The sequence below is a fragment of the Reichenbachiella sp. genome (assembly GCF_039969095.1).
GTDB lineage: Bacteria > Bacteroidota > Bacteroidia > Cytophagales > Cyclobacteriaceae > Reichenbachiella.
Genome location: NZ_JBDVOL010000013.1, coordinates 450309 through 473601 on the forward strand (window position 1 = coordinate 450309; position 23293 = coordinate 473601).

22 protein-coding genes are annotated in these 23293 nt (G+C 38.6%); 2 read left to right on the forward strand and 20 right to left on the reverse strand.

Annotated features, from left to right (window positions below; translation table 11 throughout):
- Positions 1–112 precede the first annotated feature (112 nt).
- The 4 genes from ABJH98_RS14485 to ABJH98_RS14500 are packed head-to-tail and all read right to left on the reverse strand — an operon-like array spanning position 113 to position 3364.
- Complete coding sequence (locus ABJH98_RS14485) at positions 113–475, reverse strand: MmcQ/YjbR family DNA-binding protein (protein ID WP_348308410.1); 363 nt, start codon at positions 473–475, stop codon at positions 113–115.
- Positions 475–675, reverse strand: coding sequence for a DUF6728 family protein (locus ABJH98_RS14490; RefSeq protein ID WP_348308411.1), 201 nt, complete (start codon positions 673–675; stop codon positions 475–477). Before ABJH98_RS14490 ends, ABJH98_RS14485 begins: the two co-directional genes overlap by 1 nt.
- Positions 675–2615 carry a (E)-4-hydroxy-3-methylbut-2-enyl-diphosphate synthase gene (gene ispG / locus ABJH98_RS14495; protein WP_348308412.1) on the reverse strand — a complete coding sequence of 647 codons (1941 nt, stop codon included), beginning with the start codon at positions 2613–2615 and terminating at the stop codon, positions 675–677. The genes ABJH98_RS14490 and ispG overlap by 1 nt, the downstream gene beginning before the upstream one ends.
- 53 nt (positions 2616–2668) lie before the next feature.
- Entirely contained in the window at positions 2669–3364 is a 696-nt protein-coding gene (locus tag ABJH98_RS14500) for an SDR family oxidoreductase (RefSeq protein WP_348308413.1), read from the reverse strand.
- Positions 3365–3485: 121 nt separating this feature from the next.
- Here ABJH98_RS14500 and ABJH98_RS14505 point away from each other — a divergent pair, with 121 nt between their 5' ends.
- Positions 3486–4214, forward strand: a complete 729-nt coding sequence (locus ABJH98_RS14505; RefSeq protein WP_348308414.1) for an ABC transporter permease — start codon at positions 3486–3488, stop codon at positions 4212–4214.
- 2 nt (positions 4215–4216) lie between these two features.
- The gene (locus ABJH98_RS14510; protein ID WP_348308415.1) at positions 4217–4972 is read left to right on the forward strand and encodes an ATP-binding cassette domain-containing protein; all 756 of its coding nucleotides are present in this window, start codon (positions 4217–4219) and stop codon (positions 4970–4972) included.
- A gap of 249 nt (positions 4973–5221) precedes the next feature.
- On the opposite strand, the gene ABJH98_RS14515 is transcribed toward ABJH98_RS14510, so the two are convergent.
- The 16 genes from ABJH98_RS14515 to ABJH98_RS14590 form a co-directional block, all read right to left on the reverse strand.
- Positions 5222–8698, reverse strand: coding sequence for a hypothetical protein (locus ABJH98_RS14515; RefSeq protein WP_348308416.1), 3477 nt, complete (start codon positions 8696–8698; stop codon positions 5222–5224).
- Positions 8698–12234 (reverse strand): ATP-binding protein, encoded by a 3537-nt coding sequence (locus ABJH98_RS14520; RefSeq protein ID WP_348308417.1) that lies wholly within the window; start codon positions 12232–12234, stop codon positions 8698–8700. The genes ABJH98_RS14515 and ABJH98_RS14520 overlap by 1 nt, the downstream gene beginning before the upstream one ends.
- 116 nt (positions 12235–12350) lie before the next feature.
- Positions 12351–12668 carry a DUF983 domain-containing protein gene (locus ABJH98_RS14525; RefSeq protein ID WP_348308418.1) on the reverse strand — a complete coding sequence of 106 codons (318 nt, stop codon included), beginning with the start codon at positions 12666–12668 and terminating at the stop codon, positions 12351–12353.
- Positions 12669–12693: 25 nt separating this feature from the next.
- On the reverse strand, positions 12694–12951 hold the full coding sequence (locus tag ABJH98_RS14530) for a hypothetical protein (protein ID WP_348308419.1): 258 nt from the start codon (positions 12949–12951) through the stop codon (positions 12694–12696).
- A gap of 36 nt (positions 12952–12987) precedes the next feature.
- A complete protein-coding gene (locus ABJH98_RS14535; protein ID WP_348308420.1) occupies positions 12988–13560 on the reverse strand; it encodes a DUF420 domain-containing protein in 573 nt (190 codons plus the stop codon).
- A gap of 13 nt (positions 13561–13573) precedes the next feature.
- A complete protein-coding gene (locus ABJH98_RS14540) occupies positions 13574–14164 on the reverse strand; it encodes a hypothetical protein (RefSeq protein WP_348308421.1) in 591 nt (196 codons plus the stop codon).
- 56 nt (positions 14165–14220) lie between these two features.
- Complete coding sequence (locus ABJH98_RS14545) at positions 14221–14550, reverse strand: cytochrome C oxidase subunit IV family protein (RefSeq protein WP_348308422.1); 330 nt, start codon at positions 14548–14550, stop codon at positions 14221–14223.
- Positions 14551–14571: 21 nt separating this feature from the next.
- Positions 14572–15321: a cytochrome c oxidase subunit 3 gene (locus tag ABJH98_RS14550; RefSeq protein WP_348308423.1), complete on the reverse strand. Its 750-nt coding sequence runs from the start codon at positions 15319–15321 to the stop codon at positions 14572–14574.
- A 17-nt stretch (positions 15322–15338) separates the two neighbouring features.
- Positions 15339–15908: a cytochrome c oxidase subunit 3 gene (locus tag ABJH98_RS14555; RefSeq protein ID WP_348308424.1), complete on the reverse strand. Its 570-nt coding sequence runs from the start codon at positions 15906–15908 to the stop codon at positions 15339–15341.
- 13 nt (positions 15909–15921) lie between these two features.
- Entirely contained in the window at positions 15922–16818 is an 897-nt protein-coding gene (cyoE, locus tag ABJH98_RS14560; RefSeq protein WP_348308425.1) for a heme o synthase, read from the reverse strand.
- Positions 16811–17884 carry a COX15/CtaA family protein gene (locus tag ABJH98_RS14565; RefSeq protein WP_348308426.1) on the reverse strand — a complete coding sequence of 358 codons (1074 nt, stop codon included), beginning with the start codon at positions 17882–17884 and terminating at the stop codon, positions 16811–16813. The genes cyoE and ABJH98_RS14565 overlap by 8 nt, the downstream gene beginning before the upstream one ends.
- Positions 17885–17894: 10 nt before the next feature.
- Positions 17895–19739, reverse strand: a complete 1845-nt coding sequence (locus ABJH98_RS14570; RefSeq protein WP_348308427.1) for a cbb3-type cytochrome c oxidase subunit I — start codon at positions 19737–19739, stop codon at positions 17895–17897.
- Positions 19740–19750: 11 nt separating this feature from the next.
- Entirely contained in the window at positions 19751–20806 is a 1056-nt protein-coding gene (locus tag ABJH98_RS14575; RefSeq protein WP_348308428.1) for a cytochrome c oxidase subunit II, read from the reverse strand.
- Between the two features lie 31 nt (positions 20807–20837).
- Positions 20838–22088 carry a quinol:cytochrome C oxidoreductase gene (locus tag ABJH98_RS14580; RefSeq protein WP_348308429.1) on the reverse strand — a complete coding sequence of 417 codons (1251 nt, stop codon included), beginning with the start codon at positions 22086–22088 and terminating at the stop codon, positions 20838–20840.
- A gap of 19 nt (positions 22089–22107) precedes the next feature.
- Positions 22108–22728, reverse strand: coding sequence for a cytochrome c (locus tag ABJH98_RS14585; RefSeq protein ID WP_348308430.1), 621 nt, complete (start codon positions 22726–22728; stop codon positions 22108–22110).
- A 34-nt stretch (positions 22729–22762) separates the two neighbouring features.
- Complete coding sequence (locus ABJH98_RS14590; RefSeq protein ID WP_348308431.1) at positions 22763–23293, reverse strand: DUF3341 domain-containing protein; 531 nt, start codon at positions 23291–23293, stop codon at positions 22763–22765.

Here is a 23293-nt window from a genome sequence, read left to right on the forward strand (position 1 = left end):
TTAATCCTTACATAAACGGTAATTCTTTGCTTAAATGGTATAGGAGTTAGAAGTAATAACCTTTTTGTAAACAATAGGGTAAAGTAGAATTAAAGGGAAATTTCTACATCGACTATCTCTTCAGGTCTTTCCATTCCTCTTTCAGTTTTTTTGGCAAGCTATCTACAATCAATTCGTAAGAATGGTCAATCAACTCGTAAATCAACTGATCAGGTAAGGTGCCATCCATATAGACAGAATTCCAATGCTGCTTATTCATGTGATAACCGGGACGAATGGCTTCGTGCTGATCACGGAGTTCCTGTGCTCGTTCGGGCTCACATTTGAGATTAATAAATTCGAAGGAAGCGAGGTTAGTTAGGGCAAACATTTTGTTCATGACTTTGAAAACTAGCGTATCAGGTCCAAAAGGACAGCTCTCTGTTACGCCCGGTTTAGACAGGCAGTATTCTCGGTAGGTTTCTACATCGATCATTATTGCAAAAGTGTTTTCTTTATGATGAAATAAATCATACCCAAGAGAAACGCAATAATGGCAAATTTGTTGATGCCGTGCATCATACGGAGATTGAGGTCCTTTTTCTGATTGGGGTCATTTTTTCTAAAAAAATATCCAAATACTTCTCCTAAAGAGAAGAACTCCTTCCACCCACTTTTTTCTTTCTTTTCTTCCATTAGTTTAAGATTGCGTCTATGGCTTCTGGTTCCACCCAGCTACCGTCGTCTTTTATGATTTGAATCAATTCATCTACTGCGTAATCCGAATGCACGGCACGCTTCACCACTTCTTGTCCACGGTATAAAGTAATCTTGTCTTTACCTGAACCAACATATCCGTAATCCGCATCTGCCATCTCGCCAGGTCCATTGACGATACAACCCATGATGCCAATCTTCACTCCTTTGAGGTGATCAGTTCTTTTTCTAATCATGGCCGTAGTTTCTTGCAGATCGAACAAAGTTCTTCCGCATGACGGACACGAGATATATTCCGTCTTAGTCATACGAGTTCTAGCAGCCTGAAGGATGCCAAAAGCCGTCTCATTTTCTACCTTTTTATTGCCATTGCCCGCTAGCATCACACCATCACCCAAACCATCGATCAAAAGGCCACCAATATCAGTAGCCGAAGCCAATTGAAAGTCTTCCTTGTCGGAAATCTCCTGATGCCAATTGATCACTATGGGCAGGGTTAATTCTTTAATAATCAATTCAAAAACGAATCTGCGAAGTGAGGCCATGGCATGTTTATTGGCCGTATGCAGCAGAATGATAGCCTGAGTATGACCTTGTAATTGGTCTATTTTATTTAACTCATTGGCCTCCATAGATACAAATGTGACCTGTTCTTTATCCACAGTGCTCAATTCATCTATAGTGACCAGTGGATATTTGTTGTTTTGATCGGACAAATCTTTCCAAACCGAATAGTCTATAATCTCCTGCAATCCATTGGGTAGCATGAATTCAATAGGATTAATACCAGAATAGATATAATCCGCACCAGTGTCATTCATGCGCCACTTGTCTGGCTCTGGCAAGTAGAAATGTCCAATTTCTTTCAGGTCTTTGATCTCAATTTTTCCCTTTTTGCTGAAATCAGCAATGACTCTGGGTACATTATGATCACCAAGATTCAAAACTTCCTGAGTAACTCTCCTTTCATACACGAAGGGATTTACAGGGCTTTCCGCCAATGGAGCAATTGCCCCATGACCTGCTCTATCTGAATATCGATCTACCAATGCTTGAGCAACTGGAGCTTCAAATTCTGGTTCTTCGGTAAGCGAAACTCGAACTGTATCACCCAAGCCGTCTTCTAATAATGCGCCAATACCAACAGCAGATTTGATTCTTCCATCTTCACCATCTCCTGCTTCAGTCACTCCCAAGTGCAAGGGATAAGGCCTCAAACCCTCTTCTTCCAATTTATGCACCAAAAGCCGATAGGCTTGTACCATCACTCGGGTATTGCTGGCCTTCATAGAAATGACGATGTCATAGAATTCTAAATCTTCACAGATGCGAAGGAATTCCAAAGCTGACTCCACCATACCCAGCGGGGTATCGCCAAAGCGACCCATGATCCGATCTGACAATGAGCCGTGATTCGTGCCTATTCGCATGGCCGTACCATGTTCCTTGCAAAGCTTGACCAATGGCTCAAATTTTTGTCTGATTCTTTTAAGTTCTAACTCATAGGTCTCATCTGTATAAGCCAGCTCCTCAAATTTCTTTTTGTCGGCATAGTTGCCAGGGTTCACACGAACTTTTTCTACGATTTTAGCCGCCAGTTCTGCTGCATTAGGTGTAAAGTGAATATCTGCCACTAAAGGCACCTGATATCCTTTGGCTCTAAGTCCTCTTTTGATTTCTTCAAGGTTTTGTGCTTCCTTGATACTAGGTGCGGTGATTCTTACATATTCACATCCTGATTCCACCATGCGGATAGACTGCTCTATAGAGCCTTCTGTATCCATGGTGTCTACTGTGGTCATGGATTGAACACGGATAGGATTATTTGCACCCATGGGTACGCCTCCTATGTTTACTTCGATTGTCTCCCTTCTTTTGTAATCGATTAATGAAGGGCAATATTTATGTGAATCAGACATAATGCAAAAATAGTGAGGACAGGCTTTTCCAAAGTTCTAAACGCTGGAAAAGATTAGATATCCCCTAACTGCGGACGGATAACTAATTCTTCAATGACAGAATTTTTGGATAGTTGGTACACCGACCAAATAGCATCAGCTACATCCGATGATTTAATAAATCGCTCTTCAGGTAAATCCACTCCCTCCCAACTAGCAGTGAGCGTGGCACCAGGATGTACAGATGTAACACGAATACCGTGGGGTTTCAACTCTTCTCGTAACCCTAAAGACATACCATGCATCGCAAATTTGGATATACTATAAGAACCGCCATTGGGATACGCTTTTAATCCAGCAACAGAACAAATGTTAAATATGTCTCCACTTTTATTCTCAAGCATTTTAGGGATAAGTCCCCTTGATAAATGGTACGCACTGTATAAGTTGGTATTGATCATTAGCTCCAGAGCTCCTTCATCTTCCGTATGAATTTCACCCGGGATGAATGTGCCCGTATTGTTCACTAATACGTCTACTCTCTCGACAGAAGCGTTCACAAATTCAACGAATTTTTTTACGTCTGCTATTTTGGACAAATCCGCTCGAAATGTATGGATTTGCGACTGGCTAATTGAATGAGCCAATTCATCCAAATCCTTCTGATTTCTTGCGCATGTCACTACATCAAATCCTTCAGAGACAAATTTTTCAATAATGGCTCTACCGATTCCTTTCGTTCCACCAGATACCACAATCGTCTTATTCATAGTTATTCTTTTATTGTTGGTAGCAAATTAAAGGTTTACAAAAATAATTGTCGGTAAAGTGATTTTAAATTCTGAGAGGTAGTCTAAAATTGTTATTTTGGTGGCGAAATTGAAAAACTAAATGGCTAGCCTAGGACGCTTTATACTATTTATCGGATCTATGTTTGTGAGGAGAGAAAGTTTTCTCACTTATGTACGATTAACTATAGATGAATGCATGAAGATTGGAGTCAACTCAATCTTCATCGTTTCGATAGTTTCTATCTTTATTGGCGCAGTGACCACCTTGCAAACGGCCTACAATCTGGTCAGTCCATTTATTCCGAATTATGTCATATCACTTGTGGTACGAGATATGACCATTTTAGAATTAGCCCCTACGGTAATGGCCATCGTCTATGCTGGTAAGGTAGGGTCCAATATTGCCGGCGAATTAGGCACCATGCGTATATCAGAGCAAATAGATGCCTTGGAGGTCATGGGGATCAATTCTGCTTCGTATCTGGTGCTACCTAAAATCATTGCCTCTTTCTTTACCTATCCTATGTTAGTGGTACTGTCTGCTTTCCTTTGCATTTTGGGTGGCTATCTCGCTGGAACATTGACAGGTACTTTGACGGGCTATGAATACATCTATGGGATTCGATATGAATTTGTGGAGTACAATGTATTCTTTGCGTTAACCAAGTCATTTACTTTCGCCTTGGTCGTAGCTGCTATTTCTGCATATAAAGGCTATTTCACTAGTGGCGGTGCTTTAGAGGTTGGTCAAGCAAGTACAGCCGCCGTTACAAACAGCTGTATTGGGATTCTCACAGCTGACTTTTTGCTCACTAAACTCTTACTCTAAGGATGATAGAAGCACAAAATATCAGTAAGTCATTTAATGGCAAAGAGGTCATCAAAGATATCAGTATATCCTTTGATCAAGGAAAAACAAATCTAATCATTGGTGCCAGTGGAACTGGCAAAAGTGTGCTGCTCAAAAATATCGTAGGCTTGATAAAGCCAGACGAAGGACAGGTTCTTTTTGATGGAAGAGATTTTACGAATGCAGGTAAAAATCTAAAAACAGAAATCAGAAGAGAAATCGGCATGCTTTTTCAAGGGGGAGCACTTTTTGATTCTATGACTGTTGAAGAAAACGTAATGTTCCCACTCAATGTATTGACTTCAATGAGTAAGGAAGAAAAATTAGATCGTGTCAATCACTGTTTGGAAAGAGTAGAATTGACGAACGTCAATGAAAAAATGCCGTCTGAAATCAGCGGTGGCATGAAGAAGCGTGTGGGTATTGCCCGAGCTATTGTGAACAACTCTAAGTATTTGTTTTGTGATGAGCCCAATTCAGGTCTCGATCCTCAAACATCCATTACCATTGATAACCTAATCAAAGAAATTACAGAAGAATTAAATATCACTACCGTAGTAGTAACTCACGACATGAATTCCGTTATGGAAATTGGCGATAAGGTAAGCTTCATATTCCAAGGCCAAAAACTATGGGAAGGTAATAACGAATCCATTTTCGACTGTGAAGTCAAAGAACTTCAAGACTTCATTTTTGCCAATAACTTAATGCGAAATGTGAAACGTCAGAGGGGTTGATCAGGTATTGACCCAGAGTAATATTAGAAATGCAGAATAGCTTATTACGGCGGCTACGAGCTTAAACATCTTCCAGTAAAATTCGTCCCCTTTTTTAACGAGATAACTAAGTAACATCATAACAGGATGGATTTGTTTTCTATTCGAAGTACTATAATTAACTCACCAGAAAAAAATTAATTATACCAAGTGCTGGGAAAATTCGACAGACATAGGAGTTTCAACGTTCAACGGAAAATGAATTATACACTAAAACAGGGCGGTTACCTGCATTCGGCCCATGTGAATCACTGGTCGATCCAGAGACTTTCGACCCTCATATCCCAGATTCATTTGCAGTCCTGAAAGGAGCTTTTGACTGTAATTAAATTGCCATGAATAATTAGTCCCTGGCTGGAGTGCTTCTAATAATTCATAGGATGCTGCATTGGTCAAGTCGCCTTCGAAAGCGATATCTACTATTCGGAAATTTGCATTCAGCGCATTTTTCACACCATTGGACCAGCGAGATTCGAAAACCATCTCGTGAATTTTAGAATTTTCATTTCCATCGAGTACCAATACATTATTCTTGACAGCCAATCTGTAGGTACTACTAAATCTAAGGTTATTGGCAGGCTGCCATATAAGGCCAGGTATGAGTTCCTTCGCTTTGATCAAATAATTGCGATTCTCTTGAAACTGTGAAGCATTTTCCTTTTCTGACTGTTTGAAACCACCGGTAAGAGAAAGCTCCTGACTCAAATGAAAACGTAAATTGAAACTGTATTCCCGAGTAGCTCTGGATTCTATACCTCTAGAAATTAATTGCTTAGAATGATTAACCAAATAACCTACATCACCACCAAACCCTCGACCCGAACGGTTGTAAAAAAAAACGGTTCTCAATGCCTCACGAACAAATATTAAATCCGCATTGGCAATATCTAATTCAAATGGATTGAACCTTGAATTGAAATCCGAATTCGTATTCTTCTTGTTGATGTTCACACTAGAGCGGTTAGAAATTTTGCTCAATACTTCTACTATTCCACCATTGTTGTTCCAGCTTTTAGGCATTTGAGAATTCACAGAAAATATGAAAACCGTATTGAAAGCATTTACGAATTCTGTAGTTGGTACAAATACTCGTATGTAAGTTCGCTCATCAAAATTGATCGCCTCAAAAAATTCTGTCAAATCCTGTACTCCATCGCCATTTAAATCCCGCCAAGTATGGGTTCCCTCTCCAGCGGCCACTTCGACATAAATGTACTCCCGCAAAATTTCTCTACTACTAGAAGTAGCATAGGAGAGGTCGGTACGTACATGACCATCCCAAAGTCCTCCCTGCCAATTGAGCCGTCCAAGTATAGAATTCTCATCTTCGAGATAGCTGAATGCTTCTTGATAAGCAACTTGGCGATAGGTAAATGTCAAGTCCAATCGATTAGCTTGATTCACATTTGCAGAAGTATTGGCAGAAAGTGTTTTGGACTTCGAGAAAGGCAACAGAAAACCTTCTTGCACATTTCTATCTTCTCTAAGCGTATAGTCCAACCTGTATTTGACTTTCAGAGAATCATTGTTTCTTAAATAGAATTGGTGTGCTGTAAAATTCATGGCTGTACGGTACAACGAATCATTTTCAGTAAGTCTGACTTCATTCTCGTCTTGTTGTATTTTGTAGCCAGGCACTATAAAAAATCGATCCATAAAAACTTCACCAAACCATCTCCGCCATGCTGATTTTTCAATCAAATTTTCATTTTTTAAATAAAAGTGACCAGCAGAAAGTTTAACAGGCCCCACACTTTTTTTCATTTCCACTTCGTGTTGAAAACCATCTATGGCATTCTCCTTTTTACGCAATGAAAACCGTCCGGTTAGTAAATTTTGGTAGTCTCGGTGAATTGAAACAGAACTGTTTAAAATGTTATCAGCTGTTCTAAAAGTGTCTAATTGAGGGCTATAGCTCCAATCACGATCATATTCTATAGAACGGTATCGGTCAATGGGTTTAAAATCTGCGCCATCATGTTCAAAATCCAGACTAGCAGAGAGGTGAGATTTAGGCATATTTTCTAATGGCATATCCTCCACCAATAAACCCACTTTATAAGCCAAATCTTTATTGTCGCTATTTCCTAAAGAAGAATACAAATTCAAATCTTGATTTGAGAACGCGACCTCGCCGTAAGTTTTAATAAAAGGTGCCAATTTGGTTTCTGCACCTAATACAAGGAGTTGTCTGGCATTTGGAGCTGGTACAAATCGCACCGCTGAATAAGAACCTTGGTTAACCCCTCCAGTGGGGGACACCCATTCGTAAACACGACCGTTCACGTCATTAATTAATAGCTGATAGCTGCCATTGCCAGTACCGACATTAGAAAAAGATACTTTATATAACTGCATGGTGGAATCTCTGGAATACACATAGATTTCGGTTGGATTCCCATCTAGATCTAGGGTATCCATTTTTTCATACAAGACGGCGTTAGAATTATAGTCAGATTCATTGCCTCCTTCCAAGGGTATTGGCAATTGATCGTCGCCAGCTTGACTCATGAGTAATTTGTCGCTATCTGATAGCAAAAATGCCAATGGTTTGTTCTCATTGTCTTTTTCACGATAATATTCGAAGTGAAAATTACTTTTAGGAGTAATGATTTCTTGTCTGGCATTGATCACAGATCGGCTATAATTCTGATCCGAATATTCGTAAGTTACTCTTATCCGGGAAAATTGAGTAATCTGAATAGTTGGGTTAAATGTTATTTCTCCTAAGTTGTAGTCTATGATATAATCATGATTATACCCTCTTGTCATTAATTTTCCATCTAAAAACACCTGCTCCGAATTAGCCAAAACCACCACAAATTTTTGTCCATCTGGCCCTGGCAATTGATATGGCCCTTGAAGTCCCTCGATAGCAGTCACAGTAACGTCAGCAAATTGACCTTTGGCAGCGGCAACTGCAATGCTCGATCTCGCAGCTACCTTTTCATTGATGCTATAAGTGATGTCAAATTGGCCTCCTTGTACATTTTTATAATGCCTCAAGAAATTTGATCGACCATTAGTCAAAACCACATCTCCAGCCTTCAGCGAAAGATTGTCATTGTATATTTCGAAAGTGATATTATCAAATTCACGAAGCTGTTGTGTATTACCTTCTGGCTGAAACGGCACATTTTGATCTGTGATATCCGCACGAATGTTCAAATTATCAGATAGCTTCCCATCCATCTGAAAATTAAAAACCGAATTCACATTCAAACTTTGTGAATTTCCGAAGGTAACTCCACGGGTCAAACTACCAGTTTTGTAAATCTCAGGAGTAGAAAACAACTCCTCTTTTTGATATACATAGTTGTTGATAATGGGTCGTTCGGTAAATGAAGCCGTTGAGTCATAGAGGCTTTTTGACTTATGGACGTATACTTTATTCCATTGTAAAGGAATCACTCGATAGCAAATTTCAATTTCTTGCGCTGCTGGAGTAAGCGTAGTTATTCGATTATTTCCCGAATCAAACTCGAATGCTAAGTTTGGTTCTAATACAATTGATTCAGGGTCAATGATTAAGCTATCCGTCAGGGCGATTGCAGTTTCGCTGCTTTTGAAAGTTTGACATCTTAGCGATGATTGAGCCCATACGGACTGATTATGAAGTAATACAAACAAGTATAAGAAGAAGGAGCTACCAATTTTGGCATGAGTAAAATATGCCTTGATTCTCATTACACTTCTTTATAAAGTGGAAGTTCGATGTGAAAAGTGGTGCCCAAACCTAATTCGGTTTCAAACCAGATGTTTCCTCCTGCATGCTCTATTCCTCTTTTGGCTACTGCTAAGCCAATCCCTGATCCGGTTTCTTTAGTGCTAAAGTTTGGTGTAAATACTTTATCCTGGATGTCTTTAGCCATTCCTTCGCCCTTATCCTTAAATCTAATATGAACACTATCATTTTGTTTTAGCAAAGACACAAAAAGGCTGGCATCTTTCGTTGACTTCATCGCTTGAAATGCATTCAATATTAGATTGTTGAAAATTCTTCCAAATAGTTTTTTGTCCCCCATCACTTTGAATACGCCAGATTCCAATTCTTTCTCGATTTTCTTATCCACATGCAAATCAATTGATTTTTCGAGTGTTTGACGGATGTCAAAAGGCTCTCTTTCTGGAGTTGGCATCTTAGCAAAATGACTAAACGAAGTAACGATTTCGTCTAAAGTATCAATTTGGCTTAGCAGGATTTCGAGGGATTTTTTATCTCCCTCCTTGTCCTTTAGGATTCTATGTAGGTGTTGAATGGTAAGCTTCATGGGTGTCAAAGGATTTTTGATCTCATGAGCTACCTGCTTAGCCATTTCGCGCCATGCTGCTTCTTTTTCATTTCTGGCTAATTCAATTTTTGTACTCTCCAATTTCCCAAGCATGTTATTGTACTCATTGACCAACGTTCCAATTTCATCATCCGTATTCCATTCGATGGGTTCATTGACTTGCACAAAACCTGTTTGATGCAGGCGATCCGCAATGGCTACAATTGGCTTAGTCAATTTAGAAATAATGAAATAGGCGATAAGGATTGATAAAATAAAAACAAACGTGAAAATGTTAATAATATTTCCAAATAGTTGAACCTGCTGCCTAGTCAGGTGATTTTTAGATGCAAAATAGGGAGCTGCCAATACACCTAACAATTCACCAGATTCAGGCGATAACACAGCGGCATAAGAAGTTTTATATAAGAAGTTTCCAATGGTCTCTTCCAAAATTAAACTCTCTTTACGCTTACGAATAAGTTGATTCATAGCCTCAGGCACCAAATACTCCGATATTATATTCGATTCAAAAATCATGGGCGTACTCGACGCCAATAATCGACCATCAGTATTGTACAAATTCAAATCCATACCCGAGTGTTGTGCTAGTTCCGACACACTATTCTCCAACAGTTCTTTGTTAATTTCCTTGGTATAAAATGAACTTAAGTTATCATTGATATCCTCTGTCAATACCAATGCTTTTTTAAGGTTTGATTTATCAATTTCCCGTCTATTAGAAGCGTCAGTACTTGTCATCACAGCTACACCAACTAATACAAGCGGAATAACAAAGGAAGCTCCTGAATAAAGTAAAATCTTTGTGGAGAAATTAAGTTGAATGGTATCATTTGGAAGTAGTGTATAATTGAGAAGAAAAATTAAGCTAGCTACACCCAAAAAGAGTGCGAATAAAAATGAAAAGTTAGAAACTATATTGGCATTTGGATACACTGGGCTAGCGATCAATATTGATTTAGCACCAGATCTCGAACCTAAATAAAAGTAGCCATCTTCTTCGATTCCAGAAAGGTATAATTCAGAATTATCCAACAAATCACTATTCACAAGCGATTCAAAATCAAATTCTCCTGATTTATAAATCAGTTCACCAGATTGATAAATCGCATAATCGTAATCAGTAGTTGAGCGCTGAGATCTATCCACTAATAGCTGAGGAAGTACTCGTTTACCAGAGAATTTTTTCAATCGCAGTTCTATTTCGAGATATCCCGTTACATTTCGATAGCGTTCTAATTCAACAAAGCAGACAAACTTTTTGCGTTTTTGCAGATCCATCTGACCATCATAATATATACCCTCAAAGCTTGTGTAAAACTCAGGAAACTGATATTTCTGTCTCAATTCTTCAACAGTTTTCCCTTTATGTTTTTTGGATATTGATTTTCCTTTTTCGTCAAACAGCGCAATTTCAATTTCATAATTATTGAAATAGGTATTAAAATAAGTTCTTTTTATGCGCTGAATAATGCTTTCCCTCTGACTCTGAGGGTTGATCATTTTACTATTGATGACTAAATCATTCTTGATTTGTCGCATAAGATTAGAAAGCAAATACTCTCCATCAATATCGCGATCCAACTGAAGATAGGTGGCAAATTTTTTAATCTTATCCGTCTCCTTTATTTCGAATGATTTGTAGATTAAAATTGACCCCGTCATAGCAAGGAGAATAGCAGAAAGCATTAAATAGTTCAAACTATCGAACCTCAGTTTCTTCAGATTGTCTGGTAGTTTATATTGGAATACGAGAACTTGATAGACCAAATTGCCCATAAGCACTAGCCAAATATTATTGTAACTAAACATTAATAGCCACGAAATAGCGAGACAAATGACATGAACAGTAAGAAAATGACGCCGATTTCCATCGATATATCGAAAAGAATCGAACCCGAAGTAAGTAATTAGAAAGTATAATATCGCCACTAAAGAGACCAGCAGGTATCCGAAAATACGCTCTAGTGGAAATTGCAAGGACTGAGTAATGTCCAATGATATCTGCGAATGTGCTAGTATGATCTGTACAGTGTCCGCAAATAAGTAGAAGGCAAAATATCCAAGCACGATTGATACATAGCAAATTAGTTTTGCCCATTTTTTATCTATCCATGCTGCAAAATTTCCCTTCTGAGCCAAAAGATAAACCAGAAATATATTCAATGCACAGACATTCAATAAGGCATCACCCAAGCTAGAATAAAACCATTCAAATTTGAATGTAGATCCCGCAAATACGCCGAGTCTAAAATAAGCACTAGGAAATTCCAAAAGGATCATTCCGCCTCTCGTCAAAATGAAAATGCCTATTAAAAAAGCAGCACCATAACTGAATCCTTTTTTATTCTTTATCCATAGCGCAGAATAGTAAAAGGCTAAAAAGAGGCCAGCAAAAAATAAAAATATAGTAGTTAAAATAAGGTAATTCGCTTCAGGTGCATAATTTGATTCACTTGTCCATTGCACACTAAACAATGCCTTTCCTAGATGGGTAATTGGAATCGACTGAACGCCATATCCAATTTCAATATTATTAGGTATAATAGATCGATTATATTGATCTGGAAAGGATCGAAGTACAGAGTCAAAAACTCTCCTTACTGGAACGAACGCTATAATTTTATATGCTCCGTCCTCAGAAATTCGGTCATATGTTTTGAACAAATACTCTCCTTGATAAGTGGAAAGTATGGGCTCGGATGGTGCTAGAATAAATGCTTCTAAAGGAGGAATGAGCAAATTATCTGTCCAACTAATCAGCTTTCCCTTTTGATTGTATACTAAAAAATCAATCCCTAAAATGGGTTGAAAAAAAGGAATCCGATCCTCAACCAGTTCATAGGCCATATCGAATCGCTGATAATGATCTGCAATAGTAGATTCAATTTGCTCCGCCTCACTCGCCACATCTATTTTAGAAAATGCCACGAGATAAGCTAAAACTGCAAATGAGATAGCAGAAAGGCCTAAACCTGAGAATATGTATTTTTTAATATTGATAATTTTGGTATTTGAATCTGTTGATCAAAATACACAAAAATATGCTAACTGGAGTATTTAGAATTGAATCTGATGCCACCAAAAAGGTGTAAAAATATAGCTCTTGAGTACTTGAACATAGCAGGCCAGAGTAAAGCCACCGCAGTCATCACAACAGCCATGTACACCCAAGTGTCTGGATTGTTGAAGAAATTATAAAGTACAAAACCTGTTACTAAAGTAATTGCCGCTGAAAAAGCGTAGCTCACAAACATAGCTCCGAAATAGAATCCAGGCTCTGGTTCATAGGTCTGTTCACATTTTGGGCACTTTTCGTGCATTTCCATACTGAACCACTTTTCCTTCAAAGAATACTTAAACATATTTCCCTCCCGGCAACGTGGACATTTACAGGTGAGCAGTGCTTCGCTTGAGCTTTTCTTTTGCATTTTTTTTGCTTGTTAAATACCAAAGTAATCCGACAATAGGAATGACTAAATAGGGCGTAAAGAACAAATACATGATTCCGAAATTCAAACCCTCTGCCAAACTCAACTCACCGTGACTTACATTATTCACAATGGTCGTTTTACACATGGCACATTGTGCTAATAACTCCACACTTTGCAGTGTGATAAAACAAATGGTAAAAAATATCTTTTTCATTTGAATCCAGTAATCTCTTAGATGTATTTACGAGAATTATTGAGGATAGTATGGACTTGCCAGAAAATAAACCAATACACCAGTCACCGACACATACATCCATATGGGCCATGTGTATTTTACAGTCTTTTTGTGTTTCTCAATTTCACCAGCTATGGCAAAATAAAAGGCAAACAAGACGAAAGGAACTACTACGATTGACATTCCAATGTGGGATAGTAATACCGTCAGATAAAAATATCTAAGATTTCCAATTCGCACTTCTTCGCCATGCTCAAGAATACCATTCAAGTTGGTATCACCAAAAATAGCCGAAGGGCTGGTAGAGTGATAAACAGAATAGGATAAAACGAATATAATTCCCAATGTAAGAGCAAATGACATGAAAAATTTATGCCATAAGATTTCGCCCTGCCGAGCATATCTTTTTCCCATCAAGAGGAAAATCGCCGTCATAGAATTGATCAAAGCATTAAATGCAGGTATGTCTTTGAGCCAAACATAGTCAGCTGAAATTTTGTAGGGTGAAAATAGAAATACTCCAATCAATCCTGGTACTGCCACAGACAATAGGATGATTACAATCAATGCAACTTTACTATCTTTCATTTTTGTAGTTTTTCTAGTTTTGATCACTCAGCAGAATATATAATTCTGTATTCAAACGATCAATTTCTTTGAGTATCATGGGATCATAATACCCTCTTATTTGCTGTTTTTTATCGACTAATACCAAGCCGCTATCAGTTTTCATTTGAGGGTTCAAATCCAATTGCAATATACATCTTCCCAATCGCATCAAATTGCTATCTGCAAGATTAAATCTTTGCCAGGCTCCATAACGTGAGGGTGCAAAAACGGTATCCTTCAGCTCTTTTATTGAAACGAGTTTGACATCATCCTCATCTTTGTATTTCTCCAGAAATGTGTACAGATTGTTTCTAAAATGATCTGAGGTGGAATTTCCCAACTCGTAAACCGTAATATCTTCGAGAGGTGCACCTTCTCCCATCAACTCTACAAGAGTTTCTTGATCTAACTGATAAGGTTGTTTTGAAACTGAAGGCGGACAACCATCTAAAGGTGCTACTATTCCCGATTCAAAATAGATAGGAATGGCAAATTGATTCTTGCCAAAGCCTTGTAAAAAAAGGTAAAAGGCAACTGGAAGAATCAGTGTCAAAAATAAAATTATTGACTTGGTCTTTTTCATTTCAGCAAAAAAAAAATGCCGTCTCTCAACGGCATTTCAAATTCGTTCTATATTTCTTATCCTCCGTAAATGGCAGTGAAAATCGCATCACCTTGGATCAATAAGGCACCGATAAGCCATACTACAAATGCCAAAGGCCCTACAATACTCCACTTCAAACCTTTAGTTTCGTGTCCTAAGTGCATAAACTCTGACATGATGAAGTAAGCTTTCACAATTGTCATCACAATAAATATAATTGTCTTGATTGGACTTGCATCCAAAGTGAAAGCAATTGCAAATTCTCCTGCTGTGATCAAAAACAGATATAGAGTTACCATCCATATATGCTTGATTTTTGCTTTATCTGCAGGTATAACCACCTGCTCTTTATTTTCTATTTCCATTTTATGAAATGTTTTTTAAACTTAAATGAGGTAGAAGAAGGTAAATACGAATACCCAAACTAGATCTACAAAGTGCCAATACAAGCCTACTTTTTCCACCATTTCGTAATGTCCTCTTTTCTCAAGCTTACCTACTACAGTTTGGTAGAAGATGATGAAGTTGATCACTACTCCACTAAATACGTGGAATCCGTGAAATCCTGTAATGAAGAAAAACAACGCAGCAAAATTTGGTGGTCCATATTGATTCATAGACAAATTAGCACCATAAAAAATAGAACCATCTAAAAGACTACCTCCATTGTCTGTGCCGACGATAAAGTGGGTCCATTCCCAAGCTTGACATCCCAAGAAAGTTAAACCTCCTACGATTGTCCAAAGCATCCATTTTTCTACTGCTTTTCTGTCATTTCTTTGACCAGCTTCTACAGCCAATACCATAGTAACTGAACTCATGATGAGAATGAATGTCATCAATCCAACAAACACTAAAGGCCAGTGAACACCATGCATCAATGGAAAACCATTAAACACCATGTCTGGCACAGGCCAATATTCTTGGGAGAAAGCGAAGTTAGCCAAGTCTCCTTCGAATGCTGGGTGACTATATCTAATCAATCCATACGCCACCAACAAAGAGGAGAACGTAAATGCATCTGAAAGCAGGAAAAACCACATCATCAGTTTTCCATAACTGGCCTTCATGGGCTCTGTTCCACCCTGCCACAATTTTTCGTTATTTTCTTCTACTACAACTGCTGAACCAGCCATGATCTGAAATTTAAATTTTAATGATTAAGTGTCAAAAATAAGTATAAATACAACCAAAGTCCACCCAAAAAATGCCAATATGTAGCACACATTTCGAGCTGGTCTAAACTTTTAGAATGAACCTTATACTTAAAAGCGGCAACAGCCACTACTGCAATAAATATTAATGCACTGATCAGGTGAAATCCATGAACTCCCGTGAGTACATACAAGAAAGATCCTGCAGGATTACCTACAAAATATACCCCTTGTTCCACCAAGGCTTGCCAGCCCATATATTGTCCAACTAAGAAGCCAATACCAGTTGCTGCTGTCAGCAACAACATCACTCTCATCTTAGCGATTTCATCCTTTTTAGCAAAATAATAGGCCAATTGCATAACCACACTACTTGCAATAATGATAATACTGGTCATGTCGAATACAAATGGCAATTCAAAATCCAACCAAACTCCATCCGACTGCTTCACTACATACGCACTGGTCAGTGCTGCAAAAAGCATGACTATAGATACCATAAATAGCCAAAGTGCAAATTTCTTCGGATGCATTTTAAACTGAGTACCTTTATCTTTTTTTAGTGCCATTGCTGCGTTCATATCAAATTTTATCTAACATATAGGCGATCTGCACGATGGGCAGATACAAAAAAGAACCAAACATAATCTTCAAAGCTGCTTTGTCTGAATTGTCTCTCATCAAACTAAATGTCTGAGCCAAAAATCCACAGCCACAGATCGTAACTATTACCGCTGAATTCAATCCAGTCACTCCAAAATAAGTAGGCAGTAGACCTAGCGGCAACAAGAACAAAGTGTAGATCATAATATTTATCGCTGTATTCAAATCTTTGCGCCCATTATTTGGTAAGAGCTTAAAACCTGCTTTTTTATAATCTTCGTCTCCCACCCAAGCAATCGCCCAGAAATGGGGGAATTGCCAGATGAACTGGATTCCAAAAATGATCAGTGCTTCAAATGAAATTACCCCAGTAGCCGCTACCCATCCCAATAATGGTGGCAATGCTCCAGGAATGGCGCCGATGAAGACGGCTATTGGCCCTACTCTTTTCATAGGGGTATATACAAAACTGTATAGGATCAGTGAGACGAATGACAATAGTACCGTCAGGGGATTGGTGGATAAATACAGAATATATAATCCAACGATAGCTACCAGCACACTGAAAATACTAGCTTCTTGCTTTGAAATCTTACCTGTGGGAAGTGGTCGATTCTTTGTACGCTTCATGAGCGCATCGTATTCTATTTCGATAATTTGATTAATGGTGACTGAAGCTCCAGATACCAACATTCCACCAAAAGAAAGCAACAAGAGATTCGCCCAATTCAACTGACCATTGGATGCCAAAATGTATCCAAATCCGGAAGAAAAAGCCACTAGGAATGACAACCTCGGCTTCAATAATTCCACATAAGCACCAATTTTAGCACCTGTAGTTAATGTTCCTGCAATATGATTTTCTACCTTACCCATTTGCCAACTTATTAGTTGAGTCTTCCTTTTCCTTTATGATCAAATACAAGAAATATTGTATTCCAAATATCATTAATGCCAACAATAAATGAATTGGCTGTAATACATATGGCAATGCAAAATTAGCCAATACTGCTCCTGTTAATATTTCGGCTATTACCAAAATCAATAGACCCCAAACCAAGTATTTTGAAGTGCTAAAATTTTCTATGCTTTTCGTCAAACGATAGATCAAATACGCATGAAGCACCAATAACAGTAATGAGTAAGATCTATGCATGTAAAAAATAATTCCCAAATTCTCAATCCAACTGAACCGCTGCTCTTCACCAAGCGATAATGCCAAACTATCGATGGCCTCACGGACTTGAGTACCCATGAGTATCTGTGCAAAGAACAACACCATACAAATCACCAATAATCTTCTGACCTTATAGGGTTTGTAGGACATTAATCCTTCAATACTTTCTTTGGTCGTGATCACTCTTACTTTTAGTAATAAAGCGATCAAACCAATTGCTAAAATCATATGAAACGTAATCATACCTGGCAATAGATTGGTAGATACAACCAATGACCCAATCCAACCCTGAAAAATCACTAACAGCAATGCCGCTACCGAAAGGAAGAAAATTCTTTTTTTCGTATGTATATAGCTATATGACAACACTGTACAAATAATTATTAAAATACCTACTACTACACCCACCAGGCGATTCACATATTCCGTCCAGGTTCTTGCGAAATTGAATCCATGAGTTTCCTCCACATTTTTGCCTTTCTGAATATCTCTGGCTAATCCTGAAAAACCTAAACTTCTAACCAATCCAGCCAGCCTTTCATTCTTTTGCATCCGCTTCTCAGCATAACGCTCTTTGTAATTATCTGGCAACTCACTTTCCGAAGTTGGAGGGATGTAAGAACCGAAGCACTTGGGCCAATCAGGACATCCCATGCCAGACCCTGTACTACGAACAATGCCGCCTACTAAGATTAAAAAGTAAACGGCAATGATCGTTAGGGTATTAAATTTTATAAATAAACCTTTTTTAGGTTCTTTAGTCATTTCTTAGTCCTCAATCTACTTTCTCCTCTTTGGCTTCTTCAGCTTCATGAGGCAGGTTAGATTCAGGTGTTTGAGATAACGGAATAGTCTGAGGAATGAAGTCTCCTTCTGCACCTGGCTTACTGTAATCGTAAGGCCATCTGTATACTTTAGGAATATCTCCAGGCCAGTTACCATGTCCAGGCTCTCTTGGAGTCGTCCATTCCAAAGTATTTGATTCCCATGGATTCAAAGGTGCCTTCTTACCTCTCCACATAGAGTAGAAGAAGTTGAAAACAAACAAGAACTGCGCTCCAAAAGTAATAATTGCAGCTATCGTTACAAACATGTTCAAATCACCAAATGAGCTGAATGCATCGAAGTTAGTGAATGAATAATATCTCCTTGGGAAACCAGCAATACCGATGTAATGCATTGGGAAGAATACCATGTATACCCCAACAAACGTCAACCAAAAGTGAACATATCCCAATTTCTCATCCAGCATTCGACCAAACATCTTAGGATACCAGTGATAAATACCTGCTACCATTCCGAAGAAAGCTGAGCTACCCATTACCAAATGGAAGTGAGCTACTACGAAGTATGTATCATGTAAGAATATATCCAGCGCAGAGTTACCAAGGAAAATTCCAGTTACTCCACCAGAAATAAACAACGATACCAAACCGATAGAGAACATCATCGCAGTTGTGAATCGGATGTTTCCTTTCCACAAAGTAGTTATGTAGTTAAATGCTTTAATCGCAGATGGAACCGCAATCACCAAAGTCAATACCATAAAGATAGATCCCAAGAACGGGCTCATCCCAGTAACGAACATGTGGTGTGCCCAAACCACGAAGGACAATACACCAATTCCCATCATTGAACCAATCATCGCTTTGTAACCAAAGATAGGCTTACGCGAGTTGGTTGAAATAATCTCAGAAGTGATCCCCAAGGCTGGTAAAATAATAATATATACCTCTGGGTGACCTAGGAACCAGAACAAATGCTGGAACAATATTGGGCTCCCCCCTGAATTTGGCAAAGCCTCTCCTCCTATATAAATATCAGACAAGTAGAAACTTGTACCAAATGATCTATCGAATACTAATAATAATGCTGCTGCTACCAAAACAGGGAATGACAACAGACCTAAAATGGCAGTTAAAAAGAATGCCCAAATCGTCAATGGCATTCTAGTGAATGACATGCCTTCTGTTCTCAAGTTGATAATCGTTGTGATATAGTTAATTCCTCCTAAAAGCGTAGAAGCAATAAAGAAAATCATAGAAACCAACCAAAGCGTCATTCCTAATCCAGATCCACCAATAGCCTGAGGCAATGCACTCAATGGAGGGTAAATCGTCCATCCACCTGCTGCAGGTCCTGTAGATATGAATAATGAAATAAACATGATGGTACTTGAAAGAAAAAAGAACCAATAAGACAGCATGTTCATAAATCCTGAAGCCATATCGCGTGCTCCAATCTGAAGCGGAATCAAGAAATTACTGAACGTTCCACTCAATCCTGCCGTCAATACAAAGAATACCATTATGGTACCATGCATCGTAACCAATGCGAGATAAAATTCGGTGTCTAGCTGACCTGTTTCAGTAATCCAGTTGCCTAACAATGGTCTCAACCATTCCAATTCAATCCCTGGGAAACCTAATTGCAATCTGAAGATGATAGAAAGTCCACCTCCAATAATTGCCCATAAGATACCGGTGATTAGAAATTGCTTTCCTATCACTTTGTGGTCTTGTGAGAAAATATAATTTGTTACAAAATTGCCATGATGCTCGTGATCGTGATCATCGTGACCTGCATGTTGTTCGTCTAATTGTACTTCAGTAACTGCCATGATTTCTTTTATTATAATGAAGTATTCACTTCCTCACCACTTACATTTTCTTCTACAGCCACTTGAACTGGGCTGGTTGCTTCTATATTCGCTAGATAATCAGGGTTTTTAGATAACCACGATTTTTGCTCTGCTTTCCACTTTTCGTAATCTTCTTTTTCGTCTACGATTACAATTGCTCTCATAGAGAAATGAGCTTTTCCACAAATTTTATTACATACCAATTCGTATTGAAAGTCTGGATTTCCAGTTTCCTCCGCCATATCAGCAGTAGATTTAGTAGGTACAAACCAAAATTGTGTTGGCATACCTGGTACTGCATTCATTTGTAATCTAAAATGAGGCATATACACCGAGTGAATCACATCTCTTGCTCTGATTTTCAACAATACAGGCTCTCCTTTTGGGATATGAATTTCTCTTGGCAAGAAATCATCCTTCGAATTAGAGTTAGAAAAATCAACTCCTAATCTATTGTCAGAATCGATTAGCTTGTAATCGAATGGTCCCAATTTACCATCAGGTCCAGGATATCTAGAAGCCCACGCGTATTGATATCCGAAAATTTCAATTTGCTCTGCATTTGCAGGCGCAGTGTCGGTAATCTTTACCCAAGCTTTCCATCCAGAAAATACCAACAATGCCAAGACAACCGCTGGAATAAAAGTCCAAATCATCTCTAGTGTATTGTTGTGAGGATAGAAATGCGCTTTTTGATCTGGCTTATGTCTATATCTCCAAGCGAAATAGAACAAGGCTGCATTCGTCAATATGAATACCGCTGTAGTGATCGCTGTAGTAATCCAAAATAAGTTAAATGTGATCTTGCCATGCTCAGAAGCTACTGGCACAGTATATCTATCAAATTCGGTATAAGAATATACGAAGAACAACACAGTACCCAAGATCAGAAATACCATGAATAAAGCACCATTTACTTTATTGCTGGTACCCATTGGATCACCTTCTTTTCCTCTTACGACTTGTACCAAGGTATGTGCTCTGAAGATAGTGACCAAGATGGCTACTATCAATACCACGGCTAACAAGATTACAATATTCATCATGTCTTTAAATGTCTATTTTGTAATTAATTTCTTAAATATGATGATGCAATGTTTCTTCCATCATTGGGTGATTCTTAGCTACTAGCGGATGCTTAGCTAAAGAATGTAATACCGTGTAAATGAAAGCCGATGCATATACCATGATCAATCCTATCTCCAAAAGTCCAAATCCACCGTTTTCTTTCAACGTGCCTGGAGTTACCATCAAGTAGAAATCGATCCAATGTCCAAATAAAATGATTGGAGGAACTACTTTCAAGAATCTTGTATGTCTCTTTGCCTCTCTTGGTAATAACAACAAGAATGGTAAGAAGAAGTTCAATATTAAGTTTAAGAAGAAGTAAACCGAATATTGATCACTTTTCCATCTCTCTACAAAGTAGATCGTTTCTTCAGGAATATTCGCATAATAGATCAATAGGAACTGAGAGAACCAGATGTAGGTCCAGAAAATACTAAATCCCCAAATGAACTTACCTATATCGTGTAGGTGATTAGCATTTACGATCTTCAAATAGCCTTTGTCTTTCAATAAAACTGCTATGAAAGCAATCAAAGCCAAACCAGATACCCACCAGCTAGCAAATACATACCATCCAAACATGGTACTAAACCAGTGTGGGTCGATTGACATCACCCAATCCCAAGCAGCGACACTTGAAGAATATCCGAAGAACACCAAAAAGATAGCTGAAAGGGTTACATTCTTTTTCCAGTGATCTACACCACCATCAATATCTTCAGCCAACATTTGCTTTCTGATCAATCTGAATAAGATGTACCAAACAGCGAAAAATCCAACCATTCTAGCCATATAGAACCCAAAGTTCAAATAACCTTTCTTGTTGTAGAGAATTTCATCAAATCTCTCGTCAGCTTTATCGTATAAGTATTCGTGTGTCCAGTGAAATAAATCATGGTTGGCAATCAAGAAAACGATGATCATCAATCCTGCTCCAATCGGCAACCAACTCGCCATGGCCATTGGGATTCTTTTCAAACCTACTGACCAGCCTGCCTGCGCTACGTACTGAATCGCAATAAAGAAGATGCCTATGGCAGCAAGTCCTGTAAAGAACAAATTGTTGATCCAAAGGTTGGCATATAGACGCTGTGTCCAATTAAAACCGTGATGTCCTGCATCTGCAGCAGCTCCATGTGCGTCATGTCCGCCCATATTCATCATCACTACGCCGAGAGCAGCTAATACCAATCCAACCACGAAAGTGATTAGAATGTTCTTTTTGGCTCCTGCTGAGAATATATATTTTTCGTCGCTCATAATAAGATCTCCTTAAGATTTATTGGTTTTGAAGGGTTTGAACAAATCGAACTATTTTCCAACGATCATTCACGCTTACTTGTGAAGCATGAGATCCCATTCTTCCTTTACCCGCAGTAATTACGTGGAAGATGTGGCCTTCTGGCTTGTCTTTTACTGCTCTTGAATTGTAAGGAGTAACTCCTTTAAATACTTGACCTACGAGACCATCACCTAATCCTGTCTCTCCATGACAATGCAAACAGTATCTTCCGAAAAGTACTTTTCCTTCTGCAACTACTGCAGCTGAAGAATCCAAAGGATTTTTCAACGTTCTTGCCGCTAGATCCAAAGAATCTTTAGGAATTCTATAAGGTAAAGCTTCCCCTCTTCTCACTGTGTTTGGCACAGCTTCCCTCATGTTCATTTCATTTGGGTTGTTAGGATTCGAAGTGTAGAATTCAGCTTCGCCGCCTTCCTGAGAAGTCAACCAGCGTCCTGCTTCTTTATCTGTGATTTGAGAAAGTCCTTCGTAAGGTACTGAGTGATACATTTGTGGAGCGTATTCCACTCCGGTATCATTGCCTCTGGAAGCGCAAGATGCCACAACAAATCCTGTTGCAACTATGACGATCCTGTTGATGTATTTATTAAAATTCATTTTAATATTTTTTCCTAATTAGAATCCTAAGATTTTAGTCGAACTGCTTGTTATTCACTTCCTGAGCACCTGCATCTGCCAAAGCCTTTTTGATGTCTGCTTCACTCATTTTATTCTTATCTAAATCTACAGCCACAATGTGCTTGTCATCAGTAATTCTTAAATCGAATATTCTTGGCTTCGCCCATGGTTTCAAGTCACTCACTACGAAGAAAGTACCTACCATACCGAAAGCACCAAGTAATACAGTCAATTCAAAAGTTACTGGAATGAAAGTTGGGAAAGGCAAGAAATCCTTACCACCTACAATCATTGGCCAATCCACCGTCATCATTCCAATTTGCATGGTCAATGCCAATGTAGTTCCTAACAATCCAAAGATAAAAGCAGCGATAGACAATCGTGATCCCTTATACCCTAGTACATCGTCGATACCATGCACAGGAAATGGAGAGAACACTTCGTGAATCTTTACACCACCCTGACGAACCTGAGCGATTGCTTTGAGCAATACATCCTCATCGTCGAATACGCCTAAAACAAAGTTTTTATTACCGTCGCTCAT